The following is a 16566-nucleotide window of genomic DNA, read 5'->3' on the forward strand; positions in this document are numbered from 1 at the left end:
GAATTCAAAAATTTCTTTTTGTTGTTTAGGAACTTTTTCCATAGTTTGTACTGGGAGGCCCCCAACACCTTTACCTTCTTTTAGATAACGTGCTATTTTACTTTCAGTTTCCCTTATTATTGATGTGTTAACAAAGTGAGGTATTTTCTTTTAAAAACCAATAGGTAATCTATCCTGTATATTTGGTATACTTTACCTGTAACCAAATATAGATTTAATAGGGGGGATTTAATATGTTGGATTTCAATAAGTTATTAGAAGATACACTAAGTAGTGATGTCCTAAGTCCCATTGAAATTTTTGATTTGCTACCAGAAAAAGATGAAAAATATGAAGAATTACTAAGACCTGCTCAAGAAAAAGTACTTGAGACTTGGTTTAATGAATTTAGAGAAAATCCAAATACAGTGATAAAAATGAATACAGGAAGTGGAAAAACTGTTGTCGGATTACTTATGTTGCAATCATACTTAAATGAAGGAAAAGGTCCAGCTATATATATTGTTCCAGATAACTACTTGATTGAACAAATTATTAATGAAGCTAATGATTTAGGAATTAAAGTTACTAAAGACAGTAATGCAAATGAATTTTTAAACGGAGAAAGTATCTTAGTTACAAACATGCACAAATTGATTAATGGGAGAACAGTATTTGGAGTTGGTGAGATAAAAAAATCTATAGGCTCAATTGTTATAGATGATGCACATGCATGTATGAAAGTAGCAAAGTCCCAATTTTCAATAAATATACCAAAGACAAATGATATCTATGAAAAGCTTTTAAATATATTTACTGATTGTATGAAACAACAATCAGTAAGCAAATATTTAGAAATAAAAGATGGAGATAAGAATTCTCAGCAGTTAATTCCTTTTTGGGAATGGAATAATAATTATTCAAAGGTTTTAGGTATACTTCATGAGAAACGTAATGATAATAGTGAAGAAAATAAAAGTTTATTTTTTAACTGGCCTTTATTAAAAGACAATTTAGAACTTGCGGAATGTATTATTACAGGTCAGGAATTAATTATTAATCTTGACTATCTACCAATTGAAGTAATTCCAAGTTTTGATGACTGTCCTCATAGAATTTTTATGAGTGCTACGATAGAAGACGACTCAATCTTAGTTTCTCATTTTAATATTGATAGTGAACAAATCAAAAATTGCATAACACCTGGTAACGCTAATGATATTGGTGAAAGAATGATTCTAATTCCGCAAGAGTTAAATCCAAATATAACAGAAGATGAGTTAAAATATTACTATAAGTACCTTTCTACTAGAGTAAATGTTGTAATATTAGTTCCATCCACTCTTAGGTCTAAATATTGGAAAGATGTAGCGGATGTTATAGTTTCAAATCAAACAGAAATGATCGGGACTATAGAAAAGTTAAAAAATAAACACGTTGGTCTTGTTGTTTTAATTAATAAATATGATGGAATCGATTTACCCAAAACGGCATGTGAGGTATTGATAATTGATGGGATGCCTGATGTTAGAAGTGAGTTTGAAAAATATGAACAAATTGCTTTAAGAGGGAGTAGGGAAGTTTTAAAAGATACTATACAAAGAATAGAACAAGGAATGGGGCGTGGAATTAGATCAAAAGAAGATTATTGTGTTGTTTTTTTAATGGGAAATTCCTTGGTTCGATTCCTATACTCAAAAGAAGCAAAAGAGATGTTTACTGAGGCAACTCAAATGCAACTGCAATTATCGAAAAGTTTAGATAAACAATTAAAAGGGGCAACAATAAAGGAAATAGATAGTGCTATTTCGAATTGTTTAAATAGAAATCCTGAATGGGTAAAATTGAGTAAAGCTACAATTTTAAAATTAAAATATAATTCTAAAAACATATTCGATGAGGTTGTAGTAAAACAAAGACAAGCATTCAATGATGCTTTGAGTAGGGATTATAATGGTGCGATGGGGAAAATTCAAGAGCTTATCAATATTACACCAAATAATAATCATAAAGGATTTTTAAAGTATAAGTATGCTAAGTATGAAAACTTTGTTAATCAAGTTGCAGCACAACAAACTTTAATGTCTGCAAAAAGGGTTAATAGTCAGCTACTCCACCCGGTTAATGGTATTGTTTATCAAAAAATGCAGTTTGATAATATACCACAAGTTAATAAAATATGTCAATTTAACATTAATAATTATAGTGATACTAATGAGTATTTATTAGGTTTCAATGCTTTGATTGATAAACTTCATTTTGAAGATTTCTCTTCCAATATTTTTGAACAAGCGATAAAAGATCTAGGCGAGCATTTAGGCTTTATTTCTCAAAGGCCAGAAAATGAATTTAGGAGAGGTCCTGATAATTTATGGGCAAGTTTTAATAACTGTTTTGTTATTGAATGTAAAAATGAAGCTACTTCTAGTACAATCTGTAAAGATTATTGTAATCAATTAAATGGATCAATTGTTTGGTTTGAGAAAACATATCCAGCGATAAATACATTTACACCTATTATGATTCATCCTAATACCAAATTTGAATTTGCAGCAAGCCCTGACTCTCGTATTAGGATAATAAATAAAGAGAAATTAGAGCTACTACGAGGTCGATTAAGAGAATTTGGAAGCCAAGTTGCACAGTCAAATTATGATCTTAGTACTGTTGCTGGATTATTAAAATTATTTAAATTAGAGTCAGATTTATTTGTTAGGGAGTATACTGTTGATTTTAAATAAGTGATATAACAGTCCGTATTATTGTATTGAAAGTTAAATTAAGAGGATTGTTATTTATCTATAAGAACTGAGATAAACTTTCTCAGTTCTTTATTTTAATTCCACGGCTACTATTTTTTCGGATTATTTCTATAGTATTTATTAAGTCAGGAGAAATTTTAGTTTTTAACCCAGCAAGCTTTTTGATCTTCCAAGAATCCAATGAGTCTCCTCTTAATTTTAGTTGTTCAACTGCCCATACTATTCTTCTTTTTTGAAAATCCTCAGTTGATTCAGTTACGTCTTTTAGGATGAATTTTGTTATTGGTAATTTATCAATATGCCTTTCAAGGATAGATAAATTACCTAATTGTTTACCAATAGCAGAAATGGTAATTCTCTTTGGTTTGTTCTTAGTTAGTAAATTTATAGTAGTTGGAATAACATCTTTTGCAATCTCCTTGTCTTTCTTATCCCAATCTATTCGTGGGATAGGTGATGAGGTCTCTTTTCTACTAGGAGAATTAGTATTTAGCCAATCCCGGTCATTGCGATACAACCACATGTAAACAGAGGGATTCTTTTCTCTTAATTCGGTTTTGCTTAGTTCAGGGTATTCGTTCCGAAGTTTAAGCCATGATGTTCTGTAATCCCGATGATTCTTATTAGGCGTTTCTTCTGTCTTATTAATGTCCATCTGTATTTTGGAATACTTTATTACTGTTTGGGTATCAACATTTAACATTTTTCCGATTTCACGGTAGCTATAAGAACCCACACCTATCATCTGATTTAGTTTCTCTATCCAGATATCACCGAATTGCTTTACCCTTCCAATTTTAAATCTATTTAATCCTTGTCGATCTGGACCCCTTCTGGTATAAACAAATCCACAGTTACATGTAAATGTTCCAATTGGAAACTTCGTCTTATTGCATCTTGTAACATTAATTTTATTAATAATAACTTCTTTGTAATGTGGAGCTGCTTTATTTAAGCATGGAAAAGGTCCTTTTCCAAATTGCATTGTTGAATCCTCCACTATCTCTTTAAGAGAATTTATACTTGCAAAGGTTTCACCCAAAAATGCAATTAGCAAAATATGCCTAACTGGATGGAATGTTTTTCTGTGCTTTCTTGTAATAGTTTTTAACCAACAAGATTCATGGTCAGTACCGATATGTGATTGTAACAATTGCAAAAACTTTTCACCAAAGAAATTAAGAAACTGCTCTGCAAGGTCCTTTTGTCTTACATTTCCGTTGGGAGTTATTAATTCTTTCTTATTCAGCAAGTATTTATATTGATTCAGGAGTACATCGGGTATGAAACTTAGATCCTCTTCGATCAACTTCTTACTTTTTTCCGAGACAAGTAATAATAGATTTAAAACTTTTTCATCAAAGTTGTTAATTATTTTTATTCCAGTACAATTCGATAACTTTAATGCTTTAAATTCGTGTTTGTTGAAACCCCTGAAAGAAATTGATGTATTACATAATATTTCTTTATGAACAGGACATATGAAACTGCTAGGTGTCTGGTGAACTGTATGAAGATATGGTTCACCATAAAGCTTAATGTTTTCATAAACACATGTTGGGCAATAACGAAAGTATTGTATATCTTTGACTGTACTAGCCATGTTACCAGTTAACATGTGCAGGGCGTTATTTGATTCTCCATATAGCATAGAATTAAACACAGTCTCTCTGATTTTTGTTGAAGCAAATGCCGTGTAGTAGTTATAAAAAGTGTGTTTCTTGATCCATTCTTTTGGTTCCAAAGGAGTAAAATGCTGTATGTTTTTATACAATCTTTCTAAACTACAAGGTAAATCAGGAGTGGAAATATATGAGGGTTTTTCAAATAAATCATTTGTTGTACTTTTATAACTCAAATTTCCAGAATGCAAATGATATCTAGCAAACCAACTATACAGTAATTCTCCAGGATATAATTTTGGGAAATATGTAATCAACTTTATCACCTACCTATTTTGTAGTTTAGGTGGTAGGTGTAAAAATATGTATAGAAAAGAGTACTAACCTCTTTCTTTATTAAAAGTATCTATTCCCCTTTCAAAAGCCAATCGGTTGTTACGTTGAAAGAATTACTTGTCGAAACGACAGTATCCACTGAAGGTTTAGATTTTCCCTTCTCAATTTCGCTTAACGTACTCTGGGAGATGCCAACCCTCTGAGCAAATTCTATTTGTTTAAGGTTATTCTTAATCCTAAGTGATTTAAATCTTTCCCCTATTTTCATCATTATTCCCCTTCTCTAAATTCGGTGATAAAACCAGAATATTGTATAATTATCGGAAGAGCGATATAATTTCTTACAATTATATCCACAGCTTTAATTCTTTATCGTTTATTTTAACCTAGATGATTAGAACTAGAAATATTTAAAAAGGTGGAGGAAAATGGCCAAAAGAAGCTATTCGTGGACAGAAGAGAAAATCGTTAGGTATCAAAAAGAAGGAAGAGGAAGTGGTGAATTAAGGAACTATAAACCGTGGCTTACTATACATGATGTTGCTAGTAAAGGTAATAGTAGTCGAATCAAAGGATGGAAAACAGGAAGGATTCATCATCTTCTTTCAAATATTGAAAGAAGTTATTTCTATCTCCTTGAATGGAGTGAAAAGGTTCTTGATATCAGAGAGCAATTCCCTCTTGATAGGGTTGAGACCGTTGATATTGCCAATAAAAAAGGAATTGAACATCCAAAAGACCCCAAAACTGATACATTTATCCCCATGACTACTGATTTCCTTGTAACAATTAAAAGAGAAAATAAGTTAATTATTGTTGCTCGATCTATTAAACCTTTTTCTAAATTAGAAGACGAAAGAACAATAGAAAAGTTAGAAATCGAGAGAGAATACTGGGAAAAGAAAGGTGTTGAATGGGCTCTTGTAACTGAAAAAGAGATTCCAAAATACTATGCTAATAATATTCAATGGTTCCACCCTTTTATCTCACTAGAAAATCCTGATGATAAGAAGCTTGCTTATAGGTTATTAAGCTATGTAGGAAATCAGGAAGTATCAAATACCCTATTTGATGTATTTAATAAATTTGAAGAGGATTATTTACTTGACCCGGGAACTGCGGTGAATTTTCTACGATATTTGCTAGCAAACAAATTTATTTTATTGAATATGGATATAAAAATTAACCTTAGAAGTATCTTTATACAAGAACTCTCATTTAATAACGTGGTAGGTGGAACGGATGAGAAAGCCGGAAATAGTGGTTAATGATGTCATTAAGGATACACAGACAAACGATAGATTCAGAATATTATGGATAGACAAGCAATTAGGTTACTGCTATTTAATTAATATCGATGACGAGAAACCAACTCCTTTTAGATATAGGCTAGATAATGTGATAGAGGAGCTGTTGAATGAACAATTTATATATGTTGAAGACAATTTTCTTTCTTGGAGACTGGCCCGAAAAGGAATTAATGAAAAGGATGAACAATTGAGGAATAATGCCTGGGATACCATAAAAGACATTGTTAAGGTAGAGCCTGATATCTATGAAAAGCATAAACGAGGTAAATTGATTAATCAGGTTGAAGAAACAGGAGTTGCTACTAAAAAAACTATTCTTAAGTATCTGAGGAAATATTGGCAAAGAGGAATGGTAATAAATTGTTTATTGCCTGACTATGTTAATTGTGGAAACAGAGGTGATTATGATTATAAGAAGAAAACAGGTCGCCCTAGGAATCGTGGCGGTGGAATAAATATAACCGATAAGCTAAGTGAACTGTTTAAAAAGTATATTAATAAACATTACCTTAATAAGAAAAAACCCTCACTCTCTTTTGCTTATAACATGATGTTGAAAGAGAAATTTAATAAAGGTTATATATTTGATGAAAATGGAAAAAAACGTCTAAGGTTGGAAGATGAAGAAAACATTCCTACGTACGCTCAGTTTTATTATTGGTTTAAGAAGATGTACAAACAAGATGTGATTACAAAAAAAAGAGAAGGTGATTCAGCATATGAAAGAAATCATAGAGAAATGCTCGGATCAACAGAGTTTGACTCTTTTGGTCCAGGTTGGCTATATCAAATTGATGCTACACCTGCTGACATATACTTATTAAATCGTATAAGTACAAATTGGATGGTTGGAAAACCTACACTGTATTTTGTTATAGATGTATTTAGCCGGATGATAACGGGCTTTTATATTAGCTTAAATAATGCCTCTTGGATTAGTATGGCTTCTGCATTAAAAAATGCATTTAGTGAAAAAAAAGAATACTGTAGAAATCTTGGAATTGATATTAGTGAAGACCAATGGCCAGTTAAAGGATTGCCTAGCGCTATTATTGGTGACAGAGGCGAATTAGAAAGTAAATTTGCGGACGGATTAGTATATGGAGTTGGTGTAGAGATTAATAATAATCCACCTTATCGTCCAGATTGGAAGGGTATAGTTGAACAATTATTTCATTCCTCCCATGAAGGAATTCGACCATTATTGCCAGGTTATTTACATAAAGATTCAAAAGGTAGAGGTTCTAAAGATTTTAGAACAGAAGCAACTCTTACATTGGATGATTATATTAAAGTAATTGTCTATTTTATAAACTACTATAATCACAACCACTATATGAAAGATTATATAAGATCACCTGAGATGATAGCTGAAGATGTTCGTCCAATACCTATACAGTTATGGAATTGGGGAATAAGAACAAACGGAGCTCTAAGAACGTTAAATGAGAAGGTAGTTAATTTCCACCTATTACCTAGCGACAAAGCTACTATTACAGCAGAAGGAATTCGATATAAGGATATGTTATATTCTTGTGAGGTTGCTTTGAAAGAGGGCTGGTTTGCAAAAGCTAGGAAAAAGAAATGGAAAGTAGATTTTTCATACGATCCAAGGAATATGGATTACATTTACTTACATTCCTCAAATGAGACTATATATCACACCTGCACACTTTTGGACCATCAGCAAAGATATAGAAATAAAAGTATCGATGAAATTGACCAGTTCATAGTAATTGAAAAAGATATGAAAAATAGCTTTAAACATGAAAAACTTGAGAATCAGTTAAATCTATTCTTGGATGTTGAAGAAGTAGTTAAAAAGGCAAATAAAAGAAAAAAGGAAGAACACGACTCTAGTATTAGTAAGAGTAAAAAATTAAATCAGGTAAAGGCAGTAAAATTAGAGGAAATAAATGAGAGGAATACTGAAGACGCTATAGTATTAGATTCATCAACTGTTCAAAATACTATTGAAGATCCAGTAAATGAAAATCTTTCGGGTACAGTCTCCTATTCAATAATAGAGCTGTTTAAAAAACAAAGGGAGAAAAAAAGTAATGGAAAATGAAAATTATGTTCAGTTACCTAATGGAAAAAATGTACCATATGCTATTTATACTTCTCAAGAACTTGAGGATTTCAAAGGTAATCCATTAATTGAGGCACTCCCTCCTATATTATCATTCGAAGACGCATACAATAAACTGGCTTTTTTACCAGAGTACGATCCAAAGGAAAGAAATTTATCTATACATCATAGGTATCATGCTTTATTGAGATTAACAAGGTTTTATCAGCCAACAAATAAAACAATTGAGCTTGAGCTTAAGTTTTCAAGATTCTTAAGATATGGGTATGTAAATCGGAATCCCAAAAATAAGGAACATACAATGGTATTAAATGAGCTTAAAGATAGATTAATTAATAAATATGAATTGGGAATATCACATGATATACGGACGACATCTTCAAGTTTTACGTTAATGGGATTTTCAGGAATAGGTAAGACTTCGGCAGTTGAACGCGTATTGTCTTTATATCCCCAAGTAATTATACATAAATACCCACTAAGCATATTCCAAATAACATGGCTAAAGTTAAATTCACCTCATGATGGTTCCATCAAAACCTTATGTATGGATTTCTTTTTGAAGGTAGACGAACTACTTGGAACAAATTATTTGGAGAAATACGGGAAAAAGCGAAACTCAAATAGCTCAATGGTAGTCAGAATGGCACAAGTAGCTAGATTGCATTGTATTGGAGCAATAATTATTGATGAAATCCAACATTTAATGATCGGTAAAAAGAGTGATTCTGAAGAACTAATGAACTTTTTTGTAACTTTGGTGAATGAAGTAGGGGTTCCAGTCATGTTGATCGGTACCATGAAAGCCAAATCAATTCTACAACAAGATTTTAGGCAGGCACGAAGAAGTAGTGGTCATGGAGATATGGTATGGCAGCAGATGCAGAATGATGATAATTGGAAGGTTTTAATCTCTGCCATGTGGGATTATCAGTGGACAAAGTTTGAAACAGAGTTAACTGATGAATGGATTTACTATCTATATAAGGAGAGCCAAGGTATTACCGATGTTGCTCTAAAGTTGTATTTACTTGGTCAATCATATGCAATCGAGTCAGGGGTAGAGAAATTAACCTTTGATATTATTAAGTATGTGAAGAAAGAATATTTAAAACTTATTCAACCCATGTTGAAGGCGCTAGAATCTGGCAAAAAAGATGACCTTATCAAATATGAAGATATTACGCCATTAGATATTGAAGAATTTTTAACTGCCAGAATGTCTGTTGTGAACATGAGACAAAAAGTATTGATCGAGAAAGAAAAGCAGGCTAAGAAAAGAATGGAAAAGGATTTATCTATTCTTGAAAAGGTAATTCTAACTTTGATTAATTTCGATATAGATGAACAGCTTGCAGAAAAGGTAGCAAAAAAAATTGTTAGTGAAAATAGCTGTTTAGATGCTAAAAGTGCACTATTTTTATGTATGCAAGAGATAGATGAACTAAAAGAGACAGAAAGTAAGAAAGTAGTAAAATTAGCTGGAAATGAGTCACGAAATAAATTGCAACTAATAGTGGACAAAGGAAGAAAAGACGAAATGTCAGCGTGGGAGTCAATATTAAATGCAGGGTATATAAAATCTTCTAAAGAAGATTTGGGAATTGTATAAATTTACTTCCGGAAATATAGAAAAGTCTAATAGGTGATAAAATGTTATTTCATTTTCCTCAACCTTATCCTGATGAACTCTTTTATAGTATTATTGCAAGATATTCAAAAAGGACACCAGAAACGAATGATACAAATGTTATTCAATCTTTATTTGACAAAAAAATGAGCAATCTAGGAAAGAGTATTCCCTATGGGATTAGTACTATCTTAGAACAATTAAAGGTTTTTGAATTTCCTTCAGAAAATGAAATGATAAAGAATCACACTTTATTTTATTATTATATCAATTTCATCTCCACAGTTCTCAAGAATGAAAAATATGAAATGTTGTTGTATGGAAGTATTAAGCGAGAGCAAAAAGCTCTAAATGGAATGACGTTATATTATAGTCACAAAAATTTTCGTTTTTGCCCAACATGCACGGATGAAGACATAGAAAAATACGGTGAAACGTACTGGAGAACTTCTTTTCAAATACCGACGGTTTATATTTGCCAAAAACATAAGACTCTTTTAGAGGAGAGTATGGTGTCTATATATACAAATGGTCTTATCCCAGCTTCTAGGGAAAATTGTATTAGCAAATCAAAGCAAAATCAAAGAACGGTTAACAAAAAGACCATAACCTTTTTGTTACTGTTAGCAAAAGAAAGCGATAGATTAGCAAAAGAAGAGTTGAACTTTTATTTTAAAAGTAAGGCGCTTACCATTCTTCACTTAAAACAAAAAGGTCTTTTAGATAGATATGGCGTTGTTAAGAAAACTGAACTATTTCAAAGGCTTTTCCAATTTTATGGATTAGATTTTTTTGAGATTATTGATTTAAATCTAATCAAAGTTGTAGAAAGGTACTGTGAAGAAATAGATTATGAATTAAATCTATTAAGTTATATTGAACAGTTAATATTCATAATATTTCTAGCTGGGAATATTGAAAATTTTATTTCAGTTGTACCAATAAATGATTCCATGTACAAATTTATTCGGAATCCTAGGTGTAGGAATAACAGTTGTAAGAGGCCTTTAAGATTAGATATTTTCCCAAGATTTGAAGATAACATGAGAAGAAAAATTACTACCCTTTCTTATAACTGTACATGTGGGAAAACTTCTAGGTATGTATTGGGGGATGAGGAAATTTTTAAACAATCGGAACATAACTTGTATGCCTGGAATAAATCACATAACTTTTACAAGGATATACGAGAAAAGATATATATTTCTAAATTATCAATTTCAGATGTGGCAAAGGTATATAATCTCCATGAGCTTGACGTAGAGATTATCTTACACGAAAGTTTGAATGAAGAAGTTGATCAAATATTAATCCAATATTATAGAGAAACATGGAGTAATTATATAAATTCTAACCCTAGGAAACACTACTTACATTTGAAATATGAAAATTTGGAAATTTTCACGTGGCTATATAGGAATGATGGCAACTGGTTAATAGAATCAATTGAAGAATCACGTTACAATGAAATTGATGCAAATTTTCTACGAAAGAGAGACTTTTTTATTAAAGAATACCTTCGAAGCAGCATGCATCGGCTTTTTATTTATCAATATAAAGGAAGTCAAATAAATAAATGGTTAAGAGCCCCTTTTATTAGGGAGGACTATTTAAGGGGGGAATTAGAGCTTCTTCCAAATTCGTCCGTATATGTGGAAAAGATTACACAGATATATGAAGAGTTTTTGGACAGGAGATTCAATACACCGGTTTTATAAAGCTTAGAGTATAACTTACTTTTAAAAATTGAAAAGTGATTTTCTATAAACCAAGAATACAACTTACTTTTAAAATCTTGGTTATGTATTTTAATTTTAAAGAGCCCGAGAGCAGTTTTAGGGTACAACTTAGTTTTAAACAAACAATTGTGTATAGATGAAAAAAAGATAGAAACAGTAAAAAAAGTTGGAAAAAAACAAATAAAGTTCGAAACCATGAATAAAAGTTGGAAATTGTGGAAAGATTTTTTTAAAAATAAGTTTGGTGGAAAATAATGAATTCTATACAACCACTCATAAAAAGAATATATTTTAATTTTGCAGACTGTCCTTAAGGGACAGTCTTTTTTTTGGGTGCTTGCAATTGCAAGCAATTGCAAGTAACTGTAACTACCTTAATATGCTTAAAAGGAGAAGAAGTTATGGCGAAAAGAAAAAGGCAAAATTCAACTGAGGAAAAAATTAAGAAATGGATAGCAGATGGGAGGGGCCTGGGAGAGGGAAAAGACTATAAACCTTGGTTGAATATCCAAGATGTAGCTTCAAACGGGTACGCGACTAGAGAAAAAGGGTGGAAAACAGATCGCATACATCATTTTCTATCAGATTTAGAATTGAAATATTTATATACTCTTGATTGGTGTCCTTATGTAGAAGATATTAGAGAACAATATCCATTACTGCCATTACAAAAAACGCTTTCTATCGCAGAAGAATTTGGTATTGAACACCCAAGAGAGGATGGTACACATGGATCATATAAGGTAATAACATCTGATTTCTTTATAGTTTTAAGAACAAATAAAGGATTAAAAACTTGTATTCGTACTATTAAGCCTGTGAATCATCTAGATACAAGGGAACTTGAAAAGTTTGATATAGAAAAGAAGTTTTATCAGGATTTAGGAATTGAGGATTGGAAGTTGGTTACGGATGTGGATTTACCACATAATTTCATACAAAATATGGACTGGTTTTATGATTGTAAATTTATTGACAACAGACCCAATATCAGTTCGGAACTTATTAGTTCTGTTTCACCTATTTTATATAATGCTGTCAAAACGGAAGGTTTAGGTTTATCAACTCTTGCTATAAAATATGATGACGTATTTGGGCTGGAAAAAGGATCATGTCTATTTATTGTTAAATACCTACTTGCTAATAAAATCTGGGAAACTGATATGAATAATATTATTAATCCATCACTTCCGTTACAAGTTTATGATTTAGAAGTAAAAACAAATAAACTGCAAGGGTGAAAAAATGGGTATCTACATTAATTCATTAATCGAATATCGGGATGAAGAACTTAAGATGATTTCTATAGAAAGAGTACTGTGGGTATCAGAGGACCTAGATATCGTGATTGTAATTAGAATAGATGAAAAGGAAAAATCACCACTTCCTCAATATAAAAAATACGATGAGATTACTGAAATCTTAACAACTCCTTTTGCGATAAAATTAGAAGTCGATCCTTATACAGATTTAAATATCCCAAGCGACGAATATTTAGAAAAGCATAAACATATTCGGGATGCAAAATGGAGCCTCATAGAAGATTACATTGAATATGAGCCATACATTTATGACACACAAAGACTCGAGGAGATCGTAAGAGAAATAAAAACTAAAACTGGAAAAAAAAGCAAAAGAATTTACTCAGTTCTAAGAGAATATTGGATGGGGGGGAAAACAAAAAATTCCCTACTACCAAATTATTTAAATAGTGGAGGGAAAGGAAAACCCAAAAGACTTAAAGAAAAAAAAGTTGGGCGACCTCCGAAAAAGTCAATTTTACTGGGGAAAGAGGGAGTAGGGGTTAACGTTTTAGAAGCTGATAAAAAAATATTTGAAATTACAATTAAACAATTTTATAAAGGGAAAAATACTACTCTTAAAAAGGCATATAAAGAAATGCGAGCCCATTATTATATTAGTGGATATAAAAAAATTGCTGGTGAGCTAGTGCCGACTTTATTACCGGATGAAGTTGTTCCTACATATGATCAATTTTTATATTGGTACAAAACAACATACACATTTAAAAACCGATTAATAAATAGTATTGGAGAGCGTCAATATCAATTGACTGGCCGCCCAGTAATTGGTAGCTCAAAAAATAAAGCTACTGGCCCAGGTGACATATTTGAGGTTGATGCAACAATTGCAGATATTTATTTAGTCAGTGAAATAGATAGGTCAAGGATTATTGGTCGACCAGTTGTTTACATAGTTAAAGATGTTTACTCTCGATTAGTAACAGGGGTTTACGTCGGGTTAGAGGGTCCTTCTTGGCTTGCTGCAATGATGGCACTAGAAAATACAACAGTTAATAAAAGAATGTATTGTAAGCGATTAGGGATTGATATAGAGGAAGAAGATTGGCCATCCAGTCATTTACCCAAAAAAATTAAAGCAGATAGGGGGGAGTTTGAAAGTGCAAATGTTGACAAACTTGTTGATTCATTTGGGATTCAAATAATTAATACTCCCCCTTACAGGGCTGATCTTAAAGGAATAGTTGAGCGCCATTTTCGAATAATTAACGATAGAATTAAACTTCATTGGGTACCTGGAATAGTGCACAAAGATTTTAAAGTTAGAGGAGGAAAGGATTATCGATTAGATGCCAAATTAACATTAAAAGCATTTGAGAAAATTATTGTTCTTACAATTTTAGAACATAACAACTCCGTTATTAATGGATATCCATTAGAAAAAGAAATGATGACTTCCAACATTATCCCAACTCCATTAAGTATTTGGAATTGGGGATATAAACATAGATCAGGTTTATTAAAACAAGTGACAAGGGATGAAATTCGCTTGAATTTAATGCCTTCTGAAAAAGCTTCTGTGACCGGGGAAGGAATTATCTTTAAAAAAATGAGGTATTCGTCAGGAAAGGCGATTGATGAAGGATGGTTTGAGAAAGCAAGAAAAAAAAGATGGACAGAAGTTATACAATATGATCCAAGAGATGTTGGACATATTTATATAGGTAAAGAAAAATATAATTTAGTGGATAGAGACCAAGCTTATAGTGGATCTAGACTAGAGGAAGTTCTAGAACAGCAATTTGTTATAGAAACCCAAAATCAAATTATGGGAACTTCTCAGAAGCAACTAGAGGTAGATACAAATGCACAAATTAAGAAGATTATTAATGAAGAAACTACAAGTAGTAATGAGAATCAAACAGGTTTAAAAAGTAAATCAGAAAAGTTAAAGGAAATAAAACAGAATAGAACAAATGAAAAAAATTATATGAGAGAACAAGAAAATTGGGCAAATACTTTAGATGATAATAGAGAAAAAAATGATTCCAGTGTGATTTATCATAAAGATTTTAATAATAGAAATGAGGAAGAACTCGAGGAATCTGACTATTTGTTAAATTTTATTATTCATCAAGGTAGAGATGGTGAAATGTAAATTGAATATGAATGAAAATAATCATAAAAAACCTACGACCGTTCTAATGGGAAGACAAGAGGTGGCGAAGTACAAAGCACAGAAGGTAGTAAATTATAAACATAACCCTCTTATAGAAGCCTTACCAGTTATATACACTCAACAACAGGTAGTTAAATATTTAACAAGTGTACCTAATTTTAATACTGAAGAATTAAATGAATCAGCAGAACTTAGGATTCATCTTATACAACAGATAAAGCATGTTTTCATGCAGCCATTACCAATTCATTTGGAAATACAATCTAAAGTATCTTTGATGCTTAGGGCTGGGTACCAAGGAAGAAATCCGGTTAGCCCTTTATATGCTAGGCAGTTTGCGGTAGGGATCCATAATATATTAAAAGGAGATTATGATGATGAAAAAGGAAATATTATTGGTAATCGTTCAACAGCAAGTAGCTTTGCGTTAATTGGTATAAGCGGAATTGGAAAGTCAACAGCAATTGAGAAAATTCTATTACTATATCCTCAGGTAATAATTCATTCTGAATATGAGTATAATGGGCTATCGATTGGTTACTTAAAGCAAATTGTTTGGCTTGTTATTGAGTGCCCTTTTAACGCTTCGAGAGGTACACTATGTAAAAACTTCTTTGAAGCAGTAGATAATATTTTAGGGACTAGCTACTATCAAAAATTTGTTAAACCAAGAATGAATGAGTCTGACTTGATTGATAAGATGGCTCATGTTGCTGCACTTCACTGTATTGGAGTCCTAGTATTTGATGAAGTTCAAAGAATGCAGAAAGGGCTAGAAGGCCAACAAACAATGAACTTTTTCGTAGAGCTACATAATAAACTAGGTGTGCCATTGATCTTTGTAGGTACATATAAAGCAGTAGATCTGTTTACTCCATTGCTGGCAAATGCCAGACGAGCAAGTGGGATGGGGGCTGAATTTTTTGACAGAATGGAAAAGGATAAAAAGTGGGATTACTTTTTAACTCAGCTCTGGAAGTTCCAATGGTTAAAAGAACCTATCCCTTTAACGAAAGAAATTAATGAGTTGTTTTATCAAGAAACCTTAGGAATTACAGACTTAGTTATTAATTTATTTATGCAAGCACAGTATTTAGCGATTTCTTTGGGCAAGGAGAAACTAACTGAAGCATTGATTAAAAATGCTGCGAAGAAAAATTTAAAGCTATTGCAACCCATGCTTACAGCACTTAAGACAAGTGATTATGAGAAGTTAAAAAAATTTGATGATTTAAAACCAGATTGGCTTGATGTAAATTCTTTCATCAAATCCTTACCAGGTAAAGTGAAAATTGAAGGTGCTATCTCGAAGGAACATGAGAAAGCTATATTGGGTGCAAAAGAATTTGTCCAATATGTTGGCTTTGCACAAAGTCTGGGCTTATCAAAAAAAGAAGCGGTAGAATTGGTCTCCCAACTCCTTGAGGAGGAAGCGGAAGTTCCTTCAGACAGTTTAGTAATAAATAAAAAAATTGCTGAAAAAATATTGAATATATCTAACGATGCTAAAAAAAATCAAAGAAAGAGAAAAGATGTAACTTCTAAAAATCTCTTACATGTTATTGGTTTAAAAGCATTGAATGAAAAAAAGTCATTGGTGGAAGAGTTAAATAAGGTAAATGTGATTGCTCCATTTAATGAATTTTTGAATTAGG

The 16566-nt window shown here is 31.7% G+C and carries 10 protein-coding genes; 8 read left to right on the forward strand and 2 right to left on the reverse strand.

The window, feature by feature from the left end:
* The first annotated feature begins 233 nt into the window (after window positions 1-233).
* Window positions 234-2720: a DEAD/DEAH box helicase family protein gene (locus tag ASU02_RS23100; RefSeq protein WP_057767778.1), complete on the forward strand. Its 2487-nt coding sequence runs from the start codon at window positions 234-236 to the stop codon at window positions 2718-2720.
* An 82-nt stretch (window positions 2721-2802) separates the two neighbouring features.
* On the opposite strand, the gene ASU02_RS23105 is transcribed toward ASU02_RS23100, so the two are convergent.
* Window positions 2803-4680: a TnsD family Tn7-like transposition protein gene (locus tag ASU02_RS23105; RefSeq protein ID WP_057767779.1), complete on the reverse strand. Its 1878-nt coding sequence runs from the start codon at window positions 4678-4680 to the stop codon at window positions 2803-2805.
* An 89-nt stretch (window positions 4681-4769) separates the two neighbouring features.
* On the reverse strand, window positions 4770-4970 hold the full coding sequence (locus ASU02_RS23110; protein WP_082631916.1) for a helix-turn-helix domain-containing protein: 201 nt from the start codon (window positions 4968-4970) through the stop codon (window positions 4770-4772).
* Between the two features lie 157 nt (window positions 4971-5127).
* Here ASU02_RS23110 and ASU02_RS23115 point away from each other — a divergent pair, with 157 nt between their 5' ends.
* From ASU02_RS23115 to ASU02_RS23145, 7 genes are all read left to right on the forward strand, one after another.
* Complete coding sequence (locus ASU02_RS23115; RefSeq protein WP_057767781.1) at window positions 5128-5967, forward strand: heteromeric transposase endonuclease subunit TnsA; 840 nt, start codon at window positions 5128-5130, stop codon at window positions 5965-5967.
* Entirely contained in the window at window positions 5942-8080 is a 2139-nt protein-coding gene (locus ASU02_RS23120) for a Mu transposase C-terminal domain-containing protein (protein WP_057767782.1), read from the forward strand. The genes ASU02_RS23115 and ASU02_RS23120 overlap by 26 nt, the downstream gene beginning before the upstream one ends.
* Entirely contained in the window at window positions 8070-9713 is a 1644-nt protein-coding gene (locus ASU02_RS23125) for an ATP-binding protein (RefSeq protein WP_057767783.1), read from the forward strand. The genes ASU02_RS23120 and ASU02_RS23125 overlap by 11 nt, the downstream gene beginning before the upstream one ends.
* Window positions 9714-9754: 41 nt before the next feature.
* Complete coding sequence (locus ASU02_RS23130; protein ID WP_057767784.1) at window positions 9755-11449, forward strand: TnsD family Tn7-like transposition protein; 1695 nt, start codon at window positions 9755-9757, stop codon at window positions 11447-11449.
* Window positions 11450-11871: 422 nt separating this feature from the next.
* Window positions 11872-12711 carry a heteromeric transposase endonuclease subunit TnsA gene (locus ASU02_RS23135; protein WP_057767785.1) on the forward strand — a complete coding sequence of 280 codons (840 nt, stop codon included), beginning with the start codon at window positions 11872-11874 and terminating at the stop codon, window positions 12709-12711.
* A gap of 4 nt (window positions 12712-12715) precedes the next feature.
* Window positions 12716-14890, forward strand: a complete 2175-nt coding sequence (locus ASU02_RS23140) for a Mu transposase C-terminal domain-containing protein (protein WP_057767786.1) — start codon at window positions 12716-12718, stop codon at window positions 14888-14890.
* Between the two features lie 7 nt (window positions 14891-14897).
* Window positions 14898-16565: an ATP-binding protein gene (locus ASU02_RS23145; RefSeq protein ID WP_232426328.1), complete on the forward strand. Its 1668-nt coding sequence runs from the start codon at window positions 14898-14900 to the stop codon at window positions 16563-16565.
* Window position 16566: the final 1 nt, after the last annotated feature.

Source organism: Cytobacillus praedii (genome assembly GCF_001439605.1).
Taxonomy (GTDB): Bacteria; Bacillota; Bacilli; order Bacillales; family Cytobacillaceae; genus Cytobacillus; species Cytobacillus praedii.